The 22,200-nt window shown below is 70.9% G+C and carries 12 protein-coding genes; 2 read left to right on the forward strand and 10 right to left on the reverse strand.

Annotated features, from left to right (window positions below):
- Positions 1-129 precede the first annotated feature (129 nt).
- The 7 genes from ACZ4WS_RS35475 to ACZ4WS_RS35505 form a co-directional block, all read right to left on the reverse strand.
- Entirely contained in the window at positions 130-846 is a 717-nt protein-coding gene (locus ACZ4WS_RS35475) for a glycoside hydrolase family 12 protein (RefSeq protein ID WP_467986959.1), read from the reverse strand.
- Positions 847-881: 35 nt separating this feature from the next.
- Entirely contained in the window at positions 882-3,104 is a 2,223-nt protein-coding gene (locus tag ACZ4WS_RS35480; protein ID WP_467986960.1) for a glycosyl hydrolase family 95 catalytic domain-containing protein, read from the reverse strand.
- Positions 3,101-5,074, reverse strand: a complete 1,974-nt coding sequence (locus ACZ4WS_RS35485) for a beta-galactosidase (protein ID WP_467986962.1) — start codon at positions 5,072-5,074, stop codon at positions 3,101-3,103. The genes ACZ4WS_RS35480 and ACZ4WS_RS35485 overlap by 4 nt, the downstream gene beginning before the upstream one ends.
- Positions 5,074-7,302 (reverse strand): WD40/YVTN/BNR-like repeat-containing protein, encoded by a 2,229-nt coding sequence (locus tag ACZ4WS_RS35490; protein WP_467986963.1) that lies wholly within the window; start codon positions 7,300-7,302, stop codon positions 5,074-5,076. The genes ACZ4WS_RS35485 and ACZ4WS_RS35490 overlap by 1 nt, the downstream gene beginning before the upstream one ends.
- Before the next feature lie 229 nt (positions 7,303-7,531).
- A complete protein-coding gene (locus ACZ4WS_RS35495; protein WP_467986964.1) occupies positions 7,532-8,479 on the reverse strand; it encodes a carbohydrate ABC transporter permease in 948 nt (315 codons plus the stop codon).
- Positions 8,476-9,528, reverse strand: coding sequence for an ABC transporter permease (locus tag ACZ4WS_RS35500; RefSeq protein WP_467986965.1), 1,053 nt, complete (start codon positions 9,526-9,528; stop codon positions 8,476-8,478). The genes ACZ4WS_RS35495 and ACZ4WS_RS35500 overlap by 4 nt, the downstream gene beginning before the upstream one ends.
- Before the next feature lie 26 nt (positions 9,529-9,554).
- Positions 9,555-11,234: a type 2 periplasmic-binding domain-containing protein gene (locus tag ACZ4WS_RS35505; protein ID WP_467986967.1), complete on the reverse strand. Its 1,680-nt coding sequence runs from the start codon at positions 11,232-11,234 to the stop codon at positions 9,555-9,557.
- A gap of 362 nt (positions 11,235-11,596) precedes the next feature.
- Between ACZ4WS_RS35505 and ACZ4WS_RS35510 the strand changes: the two genes are divergently transcribed.
- The gene (locus ACZ4WS_RS35510) at positions 11,597-14,440 is read left to right on the forward strand and encodes a glycoside hydrolase family 3 C-terminal domain-containing protein (protein ID WP_467986968.1); all 2,844 of its coding nucleotides are present in this window, start codon (positions 11,597-11,599) and stop codon (positions 14,438-14,440) included.
- 175 nt (positions 14,441-14,615) lie between these two features.
- On the opposite strand, the gene ACZ4WS_RS35515 is transcribed toward ACZ4WS_RS35510, so the two are convergent.
- The 3 genes from ACZ4WS_RS35515 to ACZ4WS_RS35525 all read right to left on the reverse strand — a co-directional run bounded on the left by ACZ4WS_RS35515 (position 14,616) and on the right by ACZ4WS_RS35525 (position 20,337).
- Positions 14,616-16,061, reverse strand: coding sequence for an aldehyde dehydrogenase family protein (locus ACZ4WS_RS35515; protein WP_467986969.1), 1,446 nt, complete (start codon positions 16,059-16,061; stop codon positions 14,616-14,618).
- Positions 16,062-16,309: 248 nt separating this feature from the next.
- Entirely contained in the window at positions 16,310-17,977 is a 1,668-nt protein-coding gene (locus ACZ4WS_RS35520; RefSeq protein ID WP_467986971.1) for a PucR family transcriptional regulator, read from the reverse strand.
- A gap of 230 nt (positions 17,978-18,207) precedes the next feature.
- A complete protein-coding gene (locus tag ACZ4WS_RS35525; protein ID WP_467986973.1) occupies positions 18,208-20,337 on the reverse strand; it encodes an ATP-binding protein in 2,130 nt (709 codons plus the stop codon).
- 328 nt (positions 20,338-20,665) lie between these two features.
- On the opposite strand from ACZ4WS_RS35525, the gene gabT reads away from it, so the two are divergent.
- Positions 20,666-22,000, forward strand: coding sequence for a 4-aminobutyrate--2-oxoglutarate transaminase (gene gabT / locus ACZ4WS_RS35530; protein WP_467986974.1), 1,335 nt, complete (start codon positions 20,666-20,668; stop codon positions 21,998-22,000).
- The last annotated feature ends 200 nt before the right edge of the window (positions 22,001-22,200 follow it).

The raw sequence follows: 22,200 nt of genomic DNA on the forward strand, positions 1-22,200 counted from the left end.
TTGGCACGGGCGACACCCCGCTGAACGCCCCATGGTTGTTCTGGAGGGAAGAGGAGACCCTGCCTGGGAACGAGGGGCGGGGTGCGACGTTCCCCCTGCGGGGAGACCGCCCCCACTTTCACGCGTGGATCAACTGCTGCTGACCGTCAGGTTGTTGGTGGTGAAGTCCAGGCCGCCGGACGACGAGGTGATCTCGAAGCCGAACTGGACGTCGCCGATGGTCTCGCTGCTGGACATCCAGCCCTTGGTGTTCGCGATCCACTTCAGGATCGGGAGGATGTCGATGGTGCCGGACGTCGAGTCCGAGGTGCGCAGGAACGAGAAGACGTCGTTCGCGCCGTTGTTGCCCTTGTAGACGGTCCAGGTGTTGCTGCCGAGCGTGAGCGTGCCCTGGGAGGTGCCGAGCGCGCCGACGGCGCCGTTGTAGTTGACCCAGAGCATGGTCTCGTAGTCGTAGTCGGTGTCCCAGATGTCGTACGACGTGTTGTACGCGCCCGACGACGGGACGGTGACGTTGTACGTGCTGGTCAGCGAGCCCAGGCCGGAGATCGTCTTGCCCACGTACTTCTTGGAGTTGGGGTAGGACTTGATGCCGCCGGTGTTCGGGTGGTTGGCGTTGACGCCCCAGTTCGTACCGGAGTTGGCCCAGATGCACTGGGTGCCGGCGCCGGAGCCCCAGATGTTGTTGTAGAGCGTGTACCCGTTGAGGGTGGTGTTGCCCCACTGGTCGCAGGAGCTCCAGACGGCGGCCTGTGCGGGGGCGGAGGCGAGGCCGACGGTGGCGCCGAGCGCGAGCGCGGGGGCGATGAGGGCCTTGGTGATCCTGTTCAGAGTGCGACGTGCCATGGTGTCCCTTCCATGGGTGGGGGGAACTGCGGGTGTTACTGCGGCCCCAGCGTGAGGACGCAGTCTTCTCCGGCGCGCAGGGAGAGCGGTCGCGCTCCGGAGGAAGTCCTGAGATCGATGCGGCCGGTGCGCGCCGGTCTCACCACGGCCGTCGCGCCGCGAGGGCTCCACGTCAGGTCGACCTCGGCGCCGAACCTGGTGCGGATGCCGCGGAGTTCGCCGCTCGGGTACGCGGCGGGGAGGGCGGGGAGGAGGACGAGCCGCTCCGGCGTGGACTGGATCAGCATCTCGATGAGCACGGCGGGCAGCGTGTGGGCGGCGTCCGCGTTGTAGACGTGGCGGTTGGGGTAGTGCCCGCTCATCAGGGAGACGTGGAAGAAGTCCCCGGCGAGGACGTTGCCGAGGGCCGCCGCCACCCGGTCGCCGTCGCGCAGCCGGGCCGCCACCAGGGCGTGGTGGAGGTGGCCGTGCGCGGAGTCGTTCTCGGCGCCGCGCAGTTCGAGGGCGCGGTGCGCCGCCTCGGCGAGTCCGGGAGTGTCGTACGGGTTGATCTCGTCGAGCGGCCAGACGCCGTAGAGGTGGCTGAGATGGCGGTGGTCGTAGGTGTCGTCGAGGCCGGGCCGGGCCCACTCGGCCAGCGCGCCCTCGGCGTTGACGCGGTGCGGCGGCAGCCGGTCGGCGAGCGAGCGCCAGCGTTCGGCGTCGGGTCCGGGGTGGTAGTCGGCCGCCGTGCGCAGGGCGTGGCGGGCCGCGGAGAGGTCCATCGCGGCGTTGAGGGTGACCCAGCTCGCGTTCGCGGGCCGGTTCTCCGGGGAGTACGACGGCACGATCACGAGGTGGCCGTCGTCGTCGGTCCGGGTGAGGAAGTCCTCGTAGAAGTACGCGACTTCGGCGAGCGCTTCGCCGAGACGCGGGTCGCGTTCGCCGCGTGTCTCGTCGTGGTCGACCAGTGGCTTGAGCAGCCAGTCGGCGCCCGCGGTCCACACGTGCAGGGGGTACTCGCGGCTGAGGTGGTAGATGTGCCCGGACTCACCGTCGGTGTGCGCGGGGGCGACGACGCCACGGGTGCCGAAGACCGCTTGGGCGTTGTCACGCCAGTGGGGCAACTGGCCGTGGACCAGGGCGGCGTGGGCTTCGGTGACCTCCGGGAGCCCGGCAGCCGCTGCCGACGCGGTCTGGAGGTTGAGGTTGGCGTCGGTGGTGAAGGCCCCCGACCATGCGGTGTCCCAGTCGCCGGTCCACAGGCCGGTCAGACGTGGCGGCAGCGTCCCGGCGGCGGACAGCAGGTGGTAGCGGCCCGCGGCGAAGAGCCGCTCCAGGAGGGCCGGGCTCTTGGGGCGGTGGACCAGCTCCGAGCCGGGCAGGGCGCGTTCGGCGTGGTCCGCGTTCAGGTCGAGGGCGGTGCGGAGGTAGGCGGGGCGGTGGAGGGCGGTGTGGCGGGCGAGGAGGTGGGTGTACTGGGTGTACGCATCCTCGTCGGCGTCGGCGTCGGCGTCGGGCAGCAAGGCGCGCAGCGCGCGGGCCTCGGCCAGCGCGTCCAGTTCCCCCTTGTGCCGCCGTACCCGCGTGAGCAGGAGCACCGAGCGCGCGCCCTCGACGCGTATCCCTGGCAGGGCGGTCCGGGTCCGGCCGCCGCTGACCACGGCGAGCGTCACTCCCGTGTACGCCCGGTCGCTGTCCGGGTAGCGGGCGCGCAGCGTGAGGAGGGCGCCCTCGGGGGTGAGGACGGCGCTGTGCCCCACCGCCAAGTCGCCCGGCGTGCCCGGCAGTCGGTGGTCGAGGGTCACGTCGACGGTGAGCGCGGACTCGGTCACGTACTGGACGACGACGTCGTCGGCGCGCGAGACGAAGACCTCGCTGCGCCAGCCACCGCAGTCGGCGCCGACGACGCCGGTGGTGAAGTCGACCTCGCGCCGGTACGCACGCCACTCCGCAGCGGGGCGGCGCAACCGCACCTGGAAGGCCGGGTGGAAGGGCTGCACCCACAGCAGCGGCCGGCCGTCGGTGAAGTCCTCCCCCGCCGTGACGTCTCCGGCCAGCAAGCGGTCCTGTACGTCGGCGAGCCGGTCGGCGAGGGCGGGCGGACGCGCGTCCTCGCTGCCGTTCGGCCGCACCAGGGCGTGATGATTGACGATGACCCGGTCACTGTTCGGATCACCGAACACCATGGCGCCGTGTGTGCCGTTCCCGCTCAGGAAGGCGTCCTCCCAGCGGGCGGCGGGCAGGGGCTCCCAGGTGCCCAGCACCGGGTCGCTCACGGCGCTTCCTCCAGTACGAGGACGCCGTATCGGCCGAGCTCCACGGCGTCGGTGACGTACTCGCCGGTCAGCAGGTCACGACGGCGTCCGGGCACCGGCACGGTCACCGTGTCGCTCCCGTGGTGCAGCAGGAAGAGCAGCCCACCACGTCGTACGGCCTCCACCCCGGCGGGGAGGTTGTCGAGCGGCGGCCGCACGCCCGCGTCCTCGGCGACACCGGCGAGCAGCGTCCGCAGCGCCCCGGGCTCGGGAAGGGTGGAGAGGTACCAGGCCCGGCCCCTGCGCAGCACGGCCGGAAGGCCGTCCAGCTCGCCGCTCTTGTACACGGCCTCCGTGACGGCGTCCTCGGCCTCGATCTCCTCGGACCACAGGGTGCCGCGGAAGCCCTCGACGTCGACCGTCTCGCCGGCGTCGAGCGGCCACCACTCGTGCAGCGTGCGGATGCCGAACAGCTCCCGCAGCCGGGCGTCCATGCCACCGGGCCGCACCCGGTCGTCCTCGTCGGCGATGCCGGTGAGGAAGCCGCAGACGAGGGTGCCGCCTCCTCGTACGTACGAGAGAAGGTTGTCGATCGCCGCGTCCGTGAGCAGATACAGCTGCGGTACGACGACGAGTCTGTACGCCGAGAGGTCGTGCTCGGGGTGCGCGAAGGCGGTGGTGAGGTGGGCTTCCCAGAGGGCGCGGTGCCAGGCCCGTACGACCTGCGGGTAGTCGACCTCGGAGGAAAGGCGGCCCTCCTGCGCGCCGGCCCACCAGGAGTTCCAGTCGTGCAGGATCGCGATGTCGGACGGCAGATGGGCGCCCGCCACCTTGCCGCCGATGCGGGCGAGTTCGGCACCGAGCTGCTTGACCTCCTGGAAGGTGCGCCCCCGCTCCCCCGCGTGGCTGACCATTCCCGAGTGGAACTTCTCCGCGCCCTGCCGGGACTGCCGCCACTGGAAGTAGCAGACGGCGTCGGCACCGCGCGCCACGGCCTGGAGGGACCAGAGGCGGTTGAGGCCGCGCGGCTTGGGGTGGTTCACACCACGCCAGTTGACCGGTCCGGCCGCCTGTTCCATGAGCATCCAGGGGCCGCCCGCGGCCTGGGAGCGGGTCATGTCCTGGATGAACGCGCCGTTCTGGGCGCCGAAGGGGTCACGCGGGTCCGGGTAGATGTCGACGGAGACGACATCCTCCTCTGCGGCCCACCTCCACGCGTCCTGCCCCGTCCACATCGGCATGAAGTTGCTGGTCACCGGGGTGTGCGGGGTGTGCCGTGCGACGATGTCCCGCTCGGCGACGTAGCACTCCAGGAGCATGTCGGAGGTGTAGCGCTTGAAGTCGAGAACGTGCGTCGGGTTCTTCATGTAGTGGGCGTGGCGCGGCGGCAGGATCTCGTGCCAGCTGTCATAGCCCTGGCTCCAGAAGGCCGTGCCCCAGGCCTCGTTGAGGGCGTCGATGGTGCCGTACTTGTCCTGGAGCCAGCGGCGGAAGGTGGTGGCCGCCTCGTCGCCGTAGTCGAAGGTGCAGTACTCGTTGTTGATGTGCCACATCGTGAGGGCGGGGTGACTGCCGTAGCGGGCGGCCAGGTCCTCGGTGATGGCGGCGGCGTAGCGGCGGTAGGTGGCGCTGGAGTGCGAGAAGTGCTGGCGGCCGCCCCACCATTCGATGCGCCCTTCCTCGTCCCGGGGCAGCGTCTCGGGGTGCAGGCGGCCCATCCAGGGCGGGGGCGAGGAGGTGGGGGTGGCGAGGACCACGCCGATGCCGTGCTCGTGCATCAGGTCCATCAGCCGGTCCAGCCAGCCGAACTCCCGAACCCCGGGGCGGGGTTCGAGCTTCGCCCAGGAGAAGACACCGAGGGTGACCGAGTTGACGCCGGCCTCCTTCATGAGGCGTACGTCCTCGTGCCAGGTCTCCTCGGGCCACTGCTCGGGGTTGTAGTCGCCGCCGAAGAGGATGCGGCCGCGGGTGGCGTCACTGAGCTGAGGCATCAGACCGGCTCCCCGTACTGGATGCCGCGCCCGTTCGTGCCGAGGTAGACGCGGCCGTGGACACGCGGGTCCCCGGTGATGACCTCGCCGATCCAGCCCCACTGGTGGGCGTCGTCGTTGATCCGGACCCAGGTCTTCGCCGCGTCGTCGGAGCGGTAGACGGCGGTGATCGTCTCGGTGGAGCCGACCTGGTAGATCGCCGGATAGTCCGCGCCGTCGGCCGCCTTGCCGAAGCCGAGGGTGTACGAGGCCCAGCAGCTGGCGACCTTGCCGAAGCTCGCGCCGCCGTCGGTGGACCGGTACAGCCCGTTCCACTTCACGCTCAGCCACAGGTCACCGCTGCGCCCCGGCGCCGCGACCAGCTTGAACTGGCTGTCGCCGGAGGGCAGTCCACCGGCACGGGCCGTGAACGAACGGCCACCGTCAGTGCTGGCGTACAGCGTTCCAGTGTCGGTGTCGTACGCGTAGAAGAGCGTCGGGTCGGCCGGGTCGGCGACCGGCGTGGCGCCCTTCGGGAAGGAGGAGACCTCGGACCAGGTCGCGCCGTTGTCCGTCGAGCGGTGTGCTGCGTACTTCGTGCCGTCCCAGTGCACGAAGGACCACAGCAGTGTGCTGCCGTCGGCGCTGGTGGCGATCGGCCCCGGTGCGTCCTTGGCGATGTCGGGCTGGGCCGCGAAGGGCGCCCAGGTCTGCCCGCCGTCGTTCGAGTAGGCGCCGTTGCCGTGGTCGCCCCAGCCCGCGCGGACGACGTACGACGGCTTGGCCGCGGCCTGCGCGAGTCCCGTCGCCGACCCGAACACGGGGTTCGCCGCCATGCCGCGCGACGGAGACGCCGTGAGCCGCTCGTGGTACATCACGCCGATGTCCCCGAGTCCGCTGATCAGATGCGCCTCCCCGGCCGGGGGCGAGATCAGCTGGCGCACTGCCGTCTCCTCCAGGCCGCGGATCTGCGGTGCCCACTTCTTGAGGTCGCGGGTGCCGTAGAGGGTCGCGCCGGTTCCGTACACGATGTGCTGGGAGTCGTACGGGTCGACGGCGACCGCCTGGATCCACCAGCCGAACTTGGGCTTGTCGATGCCCCAGTTGAGGAAAGGAGTCTCGGACACGTCGAAGACAGCTGTGTCCTTGAGGGACGTCCAGGTACGGCCGCCGTCGGTGGTCCGGAACACCGTGTCGCCGTCCGCCCAGCGGTTGTTGGTCGAGACGACGACGGTGCCCGCACGGCAGGCGTCGACGGCGACCCCGCCGTAGGCGAAGGTGTCCGCGGAACCGTCGGACGTCGTTCCCCCGGGCTTGACCGGGCTGACGTCCGTCCACGTGCCGGTCGCGGTGCGCAGCTTGTGCACGCTGCCGTCGGACTGGCCGTTGGGGCCGGGCGCGTTGCCGTACGTCACGTACAGCTCGCGGGTGCGCGCGTCGTACGCGGCGCGGAGCGGAACCTTGGCGGAGGTGCCGGACGGCTGCCCGGGTACGGCCTCCCAGGTCGTGCCGTCGGCCGTGCGGTACAGGTTCACCGTGCCCGAGGTGCCGTCGCCGTCGCCCCACCCCGCGTAGACGGTGCGCCCGGCCGCGACGAGGAAGGTGATGCCCTGCCCGGAGGAGCTCGCGCTCGCCGGGAAAGCGGTCACGGCCGCCCAGGTCGCCCCGCGGTCGGTCGATTTGAGGAGGCCGTCGTGCCGGGTGCCCAGCCACAGGGTGTCGCTGTCGCGCGGGTCGACGAGGAGACGCTCACCGGCGCCGCGGCCGTCCTCGTTCGCGCCGAGCTTCACGTCCAGGTCGGCGCGGGTCCAGGTGGTGCCGCGGTCCTCGGAGCGCAGCACCGCGCCGTTGCCCGCCCACGACTGGGCGTAGGTGCCGAGGGCCACGTACAGCCGGTCCGGGTGCGCGGGGTCGACGGCGAGCGCCTCGACGCCGAGAAGGTTCCAGTCGTCCCAGCCGAGGTGGTCGGTGAGCGGGGTCCAGCGGGCGGCCCGGTCGTCCCAGCGGTAGGCGCCGCCGATGTCGGTGCGGGCGTAGGCGAGTCCGCGCACGGCGGGGTGGAAGAGCACACCGGTGACGAAGCCGGTGCCGCCGATGACGGCGTTGCGCCAGCGGTACGCCGGGGCGGCGTCCGTGGCGGCGGCTTCGGCGGCGTACGCCTGGGCCCCCAGAGCGGGGACGGTGGTGAGCGCGGCCGTGGCGGCGGTTGCGGCGAGGACGGCTCGTCTGCTCAGGCGGGGCGTGCGCATGACATACCTCGTTTGGGGGAGGGGTTGGCAGAGGCGGGGGCGCCCTGTGACGGGCGGGGGGACAGCGCCCCGTCAGGGGCGCGGGGCTGTGACATTTGCGGCTCCGCCGCGTGGGCGCGACAGGCCACGAACGACCCGAAGGTCCAACTGGCCCGCAGTTCTCCGGCGCACCCCGCGGAGCGGCACCGTGGCGGAGTCGAGGGGCCCGGGGACAGCGGGCTGACGCGCGTCAGCCCTTGACGGCCCCGGTGAGCATGCCCTTCTTGAAGTGCCGCTGGACGAACGGCGAGAGGATCGCGACCGGGAGCAGCGCCATGACCATGACGGCCATCTGGATGGCGAGCGGCGACAGCTGACCGGTGTTGATCTGGGTGGCGAGGCCGACCGGACGCTCCTGCTTCTGCACCAGCTGGATCATGACGTTCTGCAGCGGCATCATGTCCTGGTCGGTGAGATAGATGGAGGCGTTGAACCAGGCGCTCCAGTAGCCGACCGCGTAGAAGAGGGAGATCACCGCGAGCACGGCCCGCGAGAGCGGCATCACGATCTTCCACAGGATCCGCCAGTCACCGGCACCGTCGATGCGGGCGCTGTCGATGAGTTCGGGCGAGATCCCCATGAAGAACGAGCGCAGCACCAGGATGTTGAAGACGCTCACCGCGCTGGGGAGGATCAGCGCGAGATAGCTGTCGGTCAGCCCCAGGGCCTGCACCAGCAGGTACGTCGGGATGAGACCGGCGCCGAAGAACATCGTGGCGAGCAGCAGCATCAGGAACCAGCGGTGGCCGGTTGATCCGACGCGCGAGAGGCCGTACGCGCACAGCACCGACACGGCCATGCTGAACAGCGTGCCGATCAGTGTCACACCCAGGCTGACCATGGCGGCCCGCTGCACCTGGCCGCCGGTGAGCAGCTCCTTGTAGGCGATGAAGGTGATGCCCTTGGGGATCACCACCAGGCCGCCGGCCGCGTCGATGGTCTTCTTCGACTGGAGGCTGGTGACGATGACGATCCACAGGGGGAAGAGGATCGCGAAGGCGGCGAGGCCGAGGGCGAGGCCCTTGCCCGCGAGGCCCGCCTTGCTCGGCTCCTCGTCCCAGGGCGGCCGGGGCGGTGCCGCCCACCGGCTCGGCTTGTCGGCGGCCCTGTCGACGGGCTTGTCGATGACGGCGGTCATTTCTTGTACACCCCCTGCTCACCCATGAGGTGGGCGACCTTGTTGGCGGTCAGCACGAGTCCCAGGCCGACGATGCCCTTGATGAGTCCGGCGGCAGCGGCGTAACTGAAGTCCTGGTTGCGGATGCCGTTCCACCAGACGAAGGTGTCCAGGACGTCGGAGGCGCCGGGGCCCACCGAGTCCCGCTGGAGCAGCAGTTGCTCGAAGCCGACGGTGAGCGCGTCGCCGACGCGGAGCACCAGGAGCAGGGCGATCACCGGGCGCAGGGCGGGCAGCGTGATGTGCCACATCCGCCGCCAGCGCCCGGCACCGTCCATGGCGGCGGCCTCGTACAGATCATTCGATACGGAGGACAGGGCCGCGAGGAAGACGATGATGCCCCAGCCCGCGTCCTTCCAGACGCCCTCGGCCGTCACCAGGAACTTGAAGATCCCCGGGTCGGTCATCAGGTCGATGCCCATGTGCCCGTGCTGCCGCAGGGTCTGCGCGATGATGCCGGCGCCGCCGAAGATCTGCTGGAAGACGGTGACGACGAGGACCCACGAGAAGAAGTGCGGGAGGTACATGATCGCCTGGGCGACCGCCCGGACCCGGGGCCTGACCACGCTGTTGATGAGCAGCGCGAGCAGGATCGGGATCGGGAAGTAGAGCACCAGCTGGAGGGAGAACAGCACGAAGGTGTTCTGCACCGCGTGCCAGAAGGCCGAGTCCGCGAAGATCCGCTGGAAGTTGTCGAAGCCGACCCAGGGACTCTCGAACATGGCGACGAAGCCGTTGTCGCTCAGGTACGGGTCGTAGTCCTGGAAGGCGACAACATTGCCCAGGACCGGTATGTAGGTGAAGACGAGGACTAGCGCGACAGCAGGCAGCGTCATCAGGATCAGGGTGCGGTCGCGTCTGAACCGGAGCCGGAAACTCAGCTTCCCGGCCCGCTTCCCGGCTCGCTTTCCAGCGGCCTTCTCGGCGCTTCCGCCCGCCGAATCATCGCCCGGCGTCTTCTTACTCGTCTTCGCCTCGGACCTGCTCCGGGGCACCGTGCTGTGGGACACGGCCTTCTCCTTGCCTCAGCCCTGGATCACTTGGCCGTGGAGCCGTTGTCGTCGAGCAGCTTCTTGTACCAGGCGCGCAGACCGTCGCCGCCCTTGCTCTTCCAGTCGGACACCGCCTGCTGCATGTCGCTGATCTTCTTGCGGCCGCGGACGATGTCGTCCTCGAGCTGCTCGAAGTCGTTGGCGAGGTTGGTCCAGCGGTTGGGCTCGGTGATGGTGAGCCCGTAGAAGGAGGACTTCTTGGTGAAGGCACCCATCCGCTGCTGCCACTCGACCTGGAGCTTGGCGATCTCGGGCAGGTCGGGGTGGGCGAGGTACGCGGCCGGGTCACCGGTGTAGTCGAAGGCGCCGTTGACCTCGTTGGTGCCCTTGGTGGTCTTGGTGGGCAGGCCGTTCTTCAGCGCGTAGTCGGTGCCCTCGACGCCGTAGACCGTGAGCATGTACTCCTTGGTGCCGTACGGCGCGGCGCAGTAGTTGGCGAGCGCGAGGAAGTCCTTGATCTGCTGCTTGGACGCCTTCTTGCTGACGAAGGTGAAGATGCCCGCGGGCTGGGTCGCCCACAGCGTGGGGTCGCCGCCGTCGGGGCCGAAGATGTCGAACGCGCCGATCTCGAAGTCGGTCTTCTGGGTGTTCTGTTCGGCCGTCAGTCCGTACCAGTAGGAGATGTCACCGTTGAAGACGAGGGACTGGCCGGCGGTGAACCGGTTGGACGCGTCGCCCTTGACGGCCTTGGCGTCGGGGTGGACCACACCGGCCGCGTAGAGCTTGCGCATCCACTCCAGGGCTTCGAGGTACTCGTCCGTCTCGATGCGGTTGACCAGCTTGCCGTCCCGCAGATCCCACCACAGCGCCTTGTCGCTGCCGTTGAGGACGCCGTAGATGTTGAGGGCCGTCCACTTGAGGTCGTCGCAGGCCCACACCTTCGCCTTGGCGTTGGTGGCCTCCTTCGCCCAGGACAGGAACTCGTCCGGAGTCTTGGGGAGGGTGTAGCCCTTCTTGGCGAAGATGTCCTTGCGGTAGAAGGGCGTGATGTTCGTGACGTACGAGGCCGGCATCGGGATCGCGCGCAGCTGGCCGCCGAAGATGGAGCGCTGCCAGGCATCGGTCGGTACGGCCGCGAGGTTCGGGTAGTCCTTGGCCTTGTCGCCGGACAGGTAGGGGCCGAGGTCGGCGAACTTGGCGTTGATGGCGCTGGGTATCTTGCCGTTCAGGTTCCAGCCCGGGACGACCACCACGTCCGGGATGTCGCTGGAGGCGAGGATGGCGCCCAGCTTCTCGTCGTAGGTGTTGCCGTCCTGGTTCTGCCAGGTGGTCTTGACGCCGATGGCCTCGTTCATGGCCGTGTAGTACGCGTTGTCGTTGGCCGGCGGGGTGCCCCACATCGGCGACATGATCTTCAGCGTGCCACCGCTGCCCAGCTTCTTCGGCACCGACGTCTTCAGTCCGGCCAGGGAAATCGCCGCGGTGAACCCCGCCGCCGATCCGTTCTTCGTCGGAAGGTCGGGCGTCACGACGTTCGACGCCACGAACGTCGGAAGGATCTTCTGGGCATCCTTCCCGGAGGTGGTGCCCTCCTTGTTCCCGTCGTTCCCACCGCCGCAGGCGGCGAGCAGCGGCATTCCGCCCGCCACGGCGGCCGCGGCGACCGCCGTGGAGGCGAGGAAGCTTCTCCGGCTGGGAGCGGAGGTGGCGGAGTTCGGCGTCATTGCGTCAACCCTTCATGGCGCACAGCAGGACACCCGGCGGTGGAGCCGTCGGCTGCGGTGTCTTGAGTGGAACTGGCTGAGCTGAAGCGGTCCTCGGAGGATTACGCACGTGAGGTGGCAGTCCCGTTAGTCGAAGCGCTTCGATGTTGCTGCGAGGTTAAGTGAACGCGTGGGGGTGCACAAGAGTCGATTCCAAGATTCCTCGGAGGTATCGGGGGATGCGCCCCTTCCGTCTGACACTTGAAATGTCGATGAGGAAACGGAGTTGTTGCGCCTGGGCGTCTTGACACCCACCCCTCGGTCGAATGAGCATCGAAGCGCTTCGAAAGCGCCCCGTCGCTCCATCTCAAAGGGATCACCACGTGACCGCACAAACGCCGCCTACGCCGCCTTTCCGCGATCCGCGACTGCCGTTCGCGAAGCGCATCGACGACCTGCTGGCGCGGCTCACACTCGACGAACGGATCGCGTTCCTGCACCAGTTCGTGCCCGCCGTCGCGCGGCTCGGCGTCGCCGCCTTCCGCACCGGCCAGGAGGCCCTGCACGGCGTGGCCTGGATGGGCCCGGCAACGGTGTTCCCGCAGGCCGTGGGGCTCGGCGCGACCTGGAACGACGACCTGGTACGCCGGGTCGGCGAGGCCGTCTCGGCCGAGACCCGCGCCATGCGCGCCCGCGACGACCGCGTGGGCCTCAACGTCTGGTCCCCCACGGTCAACCTGCTGCGCCACCCCCTGTGGGGCCGCAACGAGGAGGGCTACTCGGAGGACCCCAAGCTGACCTCGGCGATCGCGACGGCGTACACGCGCGGCCTGCGCGGCGACCACCCGGACTACTGGCGCACGGCACCGGTCCTCAAGCACTGGCTCGCGCACAACAACGAGACGGACAGGGACACGTCCTCCTCGTCCGTCCGCCCGCGCGTCCTGCACGAGTACGACCTGCGCGCCTTCCGCGAGACGGTCGAGGCGGGCGCGGTGGCCGGTGTGATGCCCGCGTACAACCTGGTCAACGGCCGCCCCAACCACGTCTCGCCGTATCTGCGCGAGCATCTGCGCGCCTGGACCGGCCAGGAGCTGCTTGTCTGCTCGGACGCGGGCGCGCCCTCCAACCTGGTCGACTCCGAGCACTACTTCGACACCCACGAGGAGGCGACCGCGGCCGCGATCCTCGCCGGGGTCGACAGCTTCACCGATCACGGCACGGACAGCTCGAAGATCGTCGAACGTGTGCAGGGCGCACTGGTCCAGGGCCTGTTGAGCGAGGCCGACATCGACGCGGCGGTCCGCCGCCAGCTGGCGATCCGTTTCCAGCTGGGCGAGTTCGACCCGCAGTTGGACCCCTACGCCGACACCAAGGACTTCGACACCCCGGCCCACCGCGGGCTCGCCCAGGAGGCGGCGGAGCAGGCGATCGTGCTGCTCAGGAACGACGGCCTGCTGCCGCTCGCCCCGGACGCCCGGATCGCCGTCGTCGGACTGCTCGCCGACGAGTGCAAGCTCGACTGGTACAGCGGCACGCTCCTGCACCGCTCGACCCCTCTGGAGGGCCTGTACGAGCGCTTCGGCGCCGAGCGCGTGGACTTCGCCGAGGGCGTGGACCGGGTACGCCTGAGGACGTCGTACGGTACGTATCTGTCGGTGCCCACCGCCGACGACGCGGCCGAAGAGGTGCGCGGCGCGGAGGGCGCGCTCGACCCGGCGCTGCTGGCGGGCCGCACGGACCTGCCCCCGCTGACCGCCGACGCCGCCGGCACCGAACTGGCGCTGATCGACTGGGGCGAGGGCGTCCTGACGCTGCGCGCCCCGGACGGCCGCTACCTCTCGGTCGCCGACGACGGCTACGTCCGCGCTTCCGCCGACCAGCCGGGTGGCTGGGTCGTCCAGGAGACATTCCGCCTGGAACCCTCCGAATCCCATGAGAACGGTCACCTCCTGAAGCACGCAGGGACGGGCAGGTACGTCTCTGTCGCCGCCGACGGCGTGAAGGTTGCCGCCGAGAACCCGGAAATTTTCGAGCTGGAGTTCAGCGAGCGCGGCGAGGACGCGGTGGCGCGCACGGCGGCCGCCGCCGACGTCGTCCTCGTCGTCGCGGGCAACGACCCGCACATCAACGGCCGCGAGACGGAGGACCGCACGACGCTGCGCCTCCCCGCCCAGCAGGAGCGCCTGCTGCGCGCCGCCCGCGCCGCGAACCCGAACACGGCCCTGGTCCTGGTCTCCGCGTACCCGTACGCGGTGGACGCCGGGGACCTCCCGGCCGTCCTGTGGACCGCGCACGGCGGCCAGTCGGCGGGCACCGCCCTGGCCCGCGTCCTGGCGGGTGACGTCTCCCCCGCGGGCCGCCTCCCGCAGACCTGGTACGCCTCCGACGACGACCTGCCCGGCCTCCTCGACTACGACGTGATCGGCGGCCGGCAGACCTATCTGTACTTCGAGGGCACGCCGCTGTTCCCGTTCGGACACGGCCTGTCGTACGCGTCGTTCGCGTACACCGCTCTTCACGTGCGCGAACACGCGGACGCGTTGACGATCTCCTGCACCGTCACCAACACCGGCGAGGTGGCCGCCGACGAGGTGGCCCAGCTCTACACCCGTGCCGTCACCCCGTCCGTCCCGCGCCCCCGCCGCGAGCTGGCGGCACACCGCCGGATCCACCTCGCCCCCGGCGCCTCGACGGACCTCACCTTCGAACTCCCCCTCTCCGCCTTCGAGTTCTGGGACGTGGCACACGGCCGCCCGCGCCTGGAGCCGGGTGATTACGAACTGCTCGTCGGCGCGTCCAGCGAGGACATCCGGCTCCGCACCACCGTCGAACTCGGCGGCGAGCCCGCCGTCCCCCGCCCGGTGCGCGAACTCGGCCTGAACGCCGCCGACTTCGACGAGCAGCGGGACACCGAGATCGTCGACCGTACGAAGGTGTCGGGCGACGCGGTGACACCGGTGGACGGCACGGCGGGCGAACTCGTCTACCGGGACTGCGACTTCGGCAGCGGCGTCACGGAGATCACCGTCGAGGCGGCGGGCGAAGGGACCGTGGAAGTCTCCCTGGACGGAGGCCCGTTGCTCGCCGTACTGACCCTGAGCGCGACGGAGGGACCGTACGCCTACACGACCACCGGCGTCGAGATCTCCGCCGCCGACGTGCACGACGTACACCTCAGGCTGCGCGGCCCACTGCGGCTCGCGCATGTCGGCTTCTCCGGTTGAGGGTCCGGACAGGCCGGCACAGGGGCCCGGCACCGGAAGGCATCGGTGCCGGGCCCCTTCATGGACACCCTATCTGGAAACGATTGTCGTTAGCTAGAGACGCCGTCCAGCCCCCCGTATGCCGATGGCCGGAGCCCCCGCACAGCGGGCTCCGGCCATCGGCACATGGGGACTCTCAGAGTGCGAGACCCGTCAGAACGAGCACCCGCTCGTACGTGTAGTCGTCCATCGCGAACCGCACGCCCTCGCGACCGACGCCGGACTGCTTCACGCCGCCGTACGGCATCTGGTCGGCGCGGTAGGACGGCACGTCGCCGACCACGACGCCGCCCACTTCCAGCGCGCGGTGGGCGCGGAAGGCGGTCTGCAGGTCATGCGTGAAGACACCGGCCTGCAGCCCGTACTTGGAGGAGTTGACGGCGGCGAAGGCGCCGGCCTCCCCCTCCACCTTCTGCACGGTGAGGACGGGCCCGAAGACCTCCTCGCAGGAGATCGTCGCATCGGCCGGCACGTCGGCGAGCACGGTCGGCGCGTACGAGGCACCGTCCCGCTTGCCACCGGTGAGCAGCGTGGCACCGGAGTTCACGGCCTCCTCCACCCACGACTCGACGCGCAGAGCGGCGTCCTCGCTGACCAGCGGGCCCACGTCGGTGTTGCCGTCCGCCGGGTCACCGGTGACCTGCGCCTCGACGGCGGCGACGATACGGGGCAGCAGCCGCTCGTACACGGACGCGTCGGCGATCACGCGCTGCACGGAGATGCAGGACTGGCCGCCCTGGTAGTTGGAGAAGGTCGCGATGCGGGTGGCGGCCCAGTCCAGGTCCTCGTCACTCGCCCAGTCGGCGAGCACGACCGCCGCACCGTTGCCACCCAGTTCCAGGGTGCAGTGCTTGCGCGGCACCGAGTCCATGATCGCGTAGCCGACCTTCTCGGACCCGGTGAAGGAGATGACGGGCAGCCGCTCGTCCTGCACCAGCGCGGGCATCCGCTCGTTGGACACCGGCAGGATGCTCCACGAACCGGCCGGAAGCTCCGTCTCGGCGAGCAGGTCGCCGATGATGAGACCAGACAGCGGCGTCGCGGGCGCGGGCTTCAGGATGATCGGCGCGCCGGCGGCGATGGCCGGGGCGATCTTGTGGGCGCACAGGTTCAGCGGGAAGTTGAACGGGGCGATGCCCAGGACGACGCCCTTCGGGAACCGCCGGGTCAGCGCGAGGCGCCCCTGACCGCCGAGGTCGGTGTCGAGGCGCTGCGCCTCGCCCCCGTTGAACCGGCGGGCCTCCTCGGCGGCGAACCGGAACACGGACACCGCGCGACCGACCTCGCCGCGGGCCCACTTGATCGGCTTGCCGTTCTCGGCGGAGATCAGCTGCGCGATCTCCTCGGTCCGCTCCACGAGCCGCTTGCTCACGTGGTCGAGGGCGGCGGCGCGCACGTGGGCCGGGGTGGCGGCGAACTCGTCCCGCACGGCGTACGCGGCGGCCACGGCCTCTTCGACCTGCGCCTCGGTCGGCACACTGACCTGACCGACGAGCCGGCCGTCCCACGGCGAGGTGACGTCGAACGTGGTCTCACCGGTGACCTGGCGGCCGGCGAGCCAGAAGGCGTGGGTGGAAGTCATAGTCGAGTCCGGCCCTTCCGCGTTGGGGGTGTCCTTGGCTTTCTTCGTCCACGGTAGGGCCGGGGCGACGAGAGGGCGTTTGTCCGAGTCGTAGAAGTCAGTGCGGGGGGTACGCCGCTTTGGTGGGGTGGAGGCTTTTGGCCCGTCCGGCGTTTGAGGACGAGGCCGTCAGGCCGATAGCGAGGGTCCGGGGGTGGCAGCCCCCGGGTACGGGACGGGCAGGGGTGGAGGGGGCGAAAGACCAAGCCTTATTCCCCGGCCGCAGCCGTAGCCTTCAACGCCAGCCAAAGCTCCATCCGCACATCCGGATCATCCAGCGACCGCCCCAGAATCTCCTCGACCCGCCGCATCCGGTATCGCAGCGTGTGCCGATGCACCCCCAGATCGGCGGCGGCGGCATCCCACTGCCCGTGCCGCGACAGCCAGGCCCGCAGCGAGGCCACCAGATCCCCCCGCCCCGTCGCATCGTGCTCGTGCAGCGCCCGCAGCAACCCGTCCGCGAACGCCCGCACCGCGTCATCGGCGAGCAGCGGCAGCACAGACCCGGCGGCCAGTTCCTCGTGCTCCACGAGGAACCGCCCCCGGCGCCGGGCCACGGACAGCGCCTGCTCGGCCTGCTTGTAGGCGGCGGCAGCCGCGATCGGCCCGGCGGGCGCAGACAGCCCGACCACCAGCTCGTCCTCGTCCCCGGCGGGCTGCTCCCGTACGGCAGCCCGCGCGGCCTCCAGAGCCACCGCGTACTCCCCGCACGCGGCGACCGCCGCACCCCCGTCCACGGCGAGCACGACAAGCCGCTCACCGTCGGGCACGACCAGCACGGACTCACCGGAGCGGGCGGCGGCGGACTCGACGACCTCGGCGAGCCCGCCGAGGGGGTCACCGTTGGTGTCGGGCACGGCGACGGCGACAGAAGAGACCGACGCGGCGGCCACCCGGGCGTGTCCGTCGGCGTGCGCCCGCGCGGCCGACGCGGACGCCGACTCGGCGAGGATCAGCCGGAAGGGCGCGTCGAGCAGGGCGCCGTACAGATCCCCGGCGACGGCGCGGGCGTGATCGGGCTGCCCGGCGAGCAGCATGCGCAGCACCGCCGCCCCGATCCGCTGCTCGGCCGCCTGCAGCGACCGCGACCGCTCCGTGGTGAGCGTCAGCAGGGCGATCGCCGAGTGCACGGCGTACCGCTCGGCGGTGCCGAGCGCGGCGGCCGTCCCCACGGCGAGCGCGGCGCGCGGCCGCCGCCCGGTCCCTAGGGAGTGCAGCTCGATGCGGTCCTCGCCGTTGGGCCCGCCGACCACGGAACTCGCGGGCGCGGGCCGCTCCCGCAGCCGCTCCACGTCCGGCGTGAGCCGCGCGGCCCGGCGCCCGGCCCACTCGGGCGCGGTGGCGACGACGGCACCGGAGGCGTCGTACAGCGCCGCCCACCCGTCGACCTGCCCGGCGAGCGCGGACAGCAGCCCCTCGGGCCCGTCGTTCAGCGCCTGCTTGGTCAGCTCGCGCTGCGCGGCGAACCCTGCCGTGACCGCGCGGTACTGATCCGCGGCGATCGCGGCCGAGACGGCCTTGCTGATGGCGAGGAACGGCGTGCGCCGGGGTACTTCGAGGAGCGGCAGCCCCTCCTCCTCCGCGGCGTCGACGAGTGCCTTGGGAATCTCGTCGTAGTTGACCCCGACGGCGAAGCCGAGCCCGACCACCCCGGCGCCCACCAGCCGCTTCACATACCGCCGCATGGTCTCGGGATCCTCCGCGTCCAGCTTGAGCGCGGTGATCAGCAGCAGCTCCCCGCCCTCCATGTAGGGCACGGGGTCGGCGAGCTCGCTGACATGCGCCCAGCGGACGGGCACGTCCAGGCGTTCCTCGCCCGCGCGCACGGTCAGCTTGAGCGCGGAATGGTGGACGAGCGAGGCGAGCGTGGGGGGCATGGGACCTTCAGGTCTTCACAGGATCTTCGACGGTCACGGACGGTGTGATCTTTTGGCCGCCGCGTATGAACGACCTATGTCGATTCTGCCTCACCGTATGGTCACCACGTGACCGCATGTCCAGACGTCCTGCTCAGACGGGGCGCTCGACTTCGGCTCGGCTCCGGCGCAGCCCCGGCTCGACTCCAGCTCAGCCCCAGCCCCGGCCCCAGCTCAGCCCCAACTCCCGCTCAGCTCCGGAGATCCACCAGCAGGGGCGGCGCGTGCTCGCCCCGCACACTGGTGAGCGACAGCACCGCGTGCCCCGGTGGCACCCCGTGCGCCAGCTCGGACGCCGACCAGCGCTCGCGCTCGACCTGCCGGACGGTGACGGCCCGGGCGGTCGGCGCGTTTCCGGTGATCACCCGGCGCAGCATGTGCACGGCCTTCCCGGCCGGAGTCTCGGCGATGATCTGCCGGTCGGTGACGTCCCGCGTCTCGGTCCACTCCTTGCCCCAGACCTCGGCGAAGTCCTGCCCGTCCCAGGGGGTGAGCCCGGACAGCGCCATACGGCACCCGATGGCACCGAGGAGCGGAGTGCGCAACGGCCGCGGCGCATCGTCGAGCGTGCGGAGCGTCAGCACGGCCCCCGCATTCCCGGACCGCAGCCGCTGAATCCCCCGGACCGCCTCGGGCGTGACCACGCCGGTCGCGTCGTCCAGGACCAGACAGGCGAACAACGACCGGTCCTCCCGCACCGCGACACTCGCGGTGAACTGCGCGAGCACCAGCCGCGCGAGGATCCGCGAGGCGTCGGCGTGTCCGCGCGCGGGCAGATCGATCCGCACCCGCACGGGATGGTCGAGGGCGCGCAGCGAGAAGGGCCGCGACTGCCCGGACGTGTCGAAGAACCCGGCGAACGCGGGGCGGTCGAGCAGCGCGACACGATCCGCGAGCACGCCGCCGACACCCCCGGGGTTCGCCAACTGCCGCTCCCGCGCGTCGAGTTCCCGCAGCAGCGACTCCTGCCCGGTGTCCTCGAGCGCCTTGCGCAGCGCGCCGAGCGGTCCGGGCGCGCCGTCGAGGAGCTGCCGCAGTTCGGGCACGGACGGGAACCGGCCGTGGACGGCCCGGAAAGGCCCCAGCAGCTGGGCCAGCACGGTGGTGGACCGACGGCTGTCGCCTCCGGGGTGCGGATCGGCGAGATCCCCGACGAGCGCCTCGGCGAGCACGGCCGCGGCCTCGTCCGGGTCGGTGGTCCCGCCGTACAGGTCGAGGTCGTACACGGATTCGGCATTCCCGATCCGTACGACGACGTCGTACGCGTCGACGGGCCCGAGCCCCGCGCCCGCGGCACCCACCACGACGACCGCCGCCCGCCCGGCGAGCGCGTGCAGGCACAGCGACTCGGCGAGCGGCCAGACGACACCGCCGGTCTTGCCGGATCCGGCGGGGCCGACGGCGAGCAGCGAGGTGCCCAGCAGATCGGGCCCCAGGGCGAGTCCGGTGCCGCGATAGGCATAGGGATTGCGCGGATCATCCGCTGTCGTCCCGAGCCGCACCTGCCCGGTCACGAGATCGTGCCGCGCGATCCGACCTGGCAGGTCCCGGTCCCCCGAGGGATGCAGACAGGCGGCGGCCCCGTCCTTCAGTACGGCCCCGGTGAACGTGGCGAGACTGTGCCGCCCGCTCCGTACGCCCTGCCAGGCGCGGGCGATCCGGGCATGGTCGACGTCCCGCATCAGCCCGGTACCGGCCTCGGCGACGAGCCGGTCGGCGGCGTCACTCGCACCGGCGGCACGGAGCTGGTTCCACTGGGCGGGGTCCTCCTCGGGCGCGGGCGGGGCCTGCTGCGGCTCGCGCGGCTTCAGCCGGGGTGCCACGAAGCGGCGCCACACCTCATTCCAACGGCCCAGCCGCCCCACTCCGAACATGATGGCCAGGACGACGACGAGGTCGTAGCCCTCCCAGAACACGAAATTGAAGACTTCGCCGTGGTTGCCGCTGTGGCGCCAGGACTCCGGCGTGAGCAGGAACAGGGGCAGGATCCACCAGTCACCCAGATAGCCGTTGTAGAGCAGCGACCAGATCAGCCACCCCACCAGGAACGCGATCACCGCGCCGCTCAGCAGCTGCCGCGCCGGAATCCGCTCCGGCTCCTCCTGCGGCCGCGGCCGGTGCCCGAACCGCCACACCCCGGGCGCCGCCTCCGGGCGGGGCGCCCGCACCCACGCCAGAAAGGCGGACCCGTCCGGCAACGGCGGCACCCCCGGTGCCCGTGCGGGCCGGGGCGGCGTCATCGGCACGTCCGGCGGCCCCGCCGGACGCGGCACAGGATGGGCATGCGTGCCCCGCGCGTCCTGCGTCCCGTCGCTGTCCATCGCCCTGCCCCCTGACCAGCCGCGCTCCGTGCGTCGTCCGCGAGTCAATCTAGTGCCCCTGCGGGGCGAGTTCACCGTTTACCCGGCCGGGACCACGGCTTACCCGGCCGGGTCCGCGGTGATACGAGACCACCGGCCCCCGGCCGCTCTATGTCCACGGCGGACAACGGAATCCTCGGACAACGCCCACATGGAGCATGCCCACCCCCCATCCCCGGCCCTAGCCTGCGAAGAAAGAAGGCCCAGCGTCCGCCGAGACGGCTGACGGCACCCATCCGTCGCCACCGCCCGCAGCCACCCCCATCAGCAAGATCTCAGGGAGCCCCTCATGACCGCACTTCCGCAGGAGCGCCGCGTCGTCACCGCCATCCCCGGCCCGAAGTCGCAGGAGCTGCAGGCCCGCCGTACCGCCGCGGTCGCGGCCGGTGTGGGCTCGGTGCTCCCTGTCTTCACCACGCGCGCCGGCGGCGGCATCATCGAGGACGTCGACGGCAACCGCCTGATCGACTTCGGCTCCGGCATCGCCGTGACCAGCGTCGGCGCGAGCGCCGAGGCCGTCGTACGCCGGGCCTCCGCGCAGCTCCAGGACTTCACCCACACCTGTTTCATGGTCACGCCGTACGAGGGCTACGTCGCCGTCGCCGAGGCGCTGGCCGAGCTCACGCCGGGTGACCACGCCAAGAAGTCGGCCCTGTTCAACTCGGGCGCCGAGGCCGTCGAGAACGCCGTCAAGATCGCCCGCGCGTACACCAAGCGCCAGGCCGTCGTCGTCTTCGACCACGGCTACCACGGCCGGACGAACCTCACGATGGCGCTGACCGCCAAGAACATGCCGTACAAGCACGGCTTCGGCCCGTTCGCGCCCGAGGTCTACCGGGTGCCGGTGGCGTACGGCTACCGCTGGCTGACCGGCCCGGAGAACGCCGGTGCCGAGGCCTCGGCCCAGGCCATCGACATGATCAACAAGCAGATCGGGGCGGACAACGTCGCCGCGATCATCATCGAGCCGGTGCTCGGCGAGGGCGGCTTCATCGAGCCCGCGAAGGGCTTCCTTCCGGCCATCAGCCAGTTCGCCAAGGACAACGGCATCGTCTTCGTCGCGGACGAGATCCAGTCCGGCTTCTGCCGGACCGGCCAGTGGTTCGCCTGCGAGGACGAGGGCATCGTCCCGGACCTGATCACCACCGCCAAGGGCATCGCGGGCGGTCTGCCGCTCGCCGCCGTCACCGGCCGCGCCGAGATCATGGACGCCGCGCACGCGGGCGGCCTGGGCGGCACCTACGGCGGCAACCCGGTCGCCTGCGCCGGTGCGCTCGGCGCGATCGAGACGATGAAGGAGCTCGACCTCAACGCCAAGGCGAAGCACATCGAGGCGGTCATGAAGGCCCGCCTGGGCGCCATGGCCGAGAAGTTCGACATCATCGGCGACATCCGCGGCCGCGGCGCCATGATCGCCATCGAGCTGGTCAAGGACCGCGCCACCAAGGAGCCGAACGCGGAGGCGGCCGGCGCGCTCGCCAAGGCCTGCCACCAGGAGGGCCTGCTGGTCCTGACCTGTGGCACCTACGGCAACGTCCTCCGCTTCCTGCCTCCGCTGGTCATCGGCGAGGACCTCCTGAACGAGGGCCTCGACATCATCGAGCAGGCCTTCGCCCGCATCTGACGTCCCACCCGCCCCAGCCCCGGAACCGGGCCCCCGCCCCCGGCGGATTCCGCTTGGTTCAGGTGCTGGGGCGGCCTGCGTCAGAGCGTGTGAAGAAGGTGTGCGAGGTGCATGACGGGACGCGATTCCGCCTGTCGGAGCCCCACCCCCTGCCGTAGGTTCTATTCCAGATGAGAGATACACCCCGCCCACAGGGGACT

Source organism: Streptomyces sp. NPDC029292 (genome assembly GCF_055569295.1).

Excerpts from the sequence above, each read along its gene's own strand:
- ACZ4WS_RS35485 (WP_467986962.1), bottom strand. The coding sequence starts at position 5,074 with ATGCCTCAGCTCAGTGACGCCACCCGCGGCCGCATCCTCTTCGGCGGC.
- ACZ4WS_RS35515 (WP_467986969.1), bottom strand. The coding sequence starts at position 16,061 with ATGACTTCCACCCACGCCTTCTGGCTCGCCGGCCGCCAGGTCACCGGT.
- gabT (WP_467986974.1), top strand. The coding sequence starts at position 20,666 with ATGACCGCACTTCCGCAGGAGCGCCGCGTCGTCACCGCCATCCCCGGC.
- ACZ4WS_RS35475 (WP_467986959.1), bottom strand. The coding sequence starts at position 846 with ATGGCACGTCGCACTCTGAACAGGATCACCAAGGCCCTCATCGCCCCC.
- ACZ4WS_RS35505 (WP_467986967.1), bottom strand. The coding sequence starts at position 11,234 with ATGACGCCGAACTCCGCCACCTCCGCTCCCAGCCGGAGAAGCTTCCTC.
- ACZ4WS_RS35525 (WP_467986973.1), bottom strand. The coding sequence starts at position 20,337 with ATGGACAGCGACGGGACGCAGGACGCGCGGGGCACGCATGCCCATCCT.
- ACZ4WS_RS35495 (WP_467986964.1), bottom strand. The coding sequence starts at position 8,479 with ATGACCGCCGTCATCGACAAGCCCGTCGACAGGGCCGCCGACAAGCCG.
- ACZ4WS_RS35490 (WP_467986963.1), bottom strand. The coding sequence starts at position 7,302 with ATGCGCACGCCCCGCCTGAGCAGACGAGCCGTCCTCGCCGCAACCGCC.
- ACZ4WS_RS35520 (WP_467986971.1), bottom strand. The coding sequence starts at position 17,977 with ATGCCCCCCACGCTCGCCTCGCTCGTCCACCATTCCGCGCTCAAGCTG.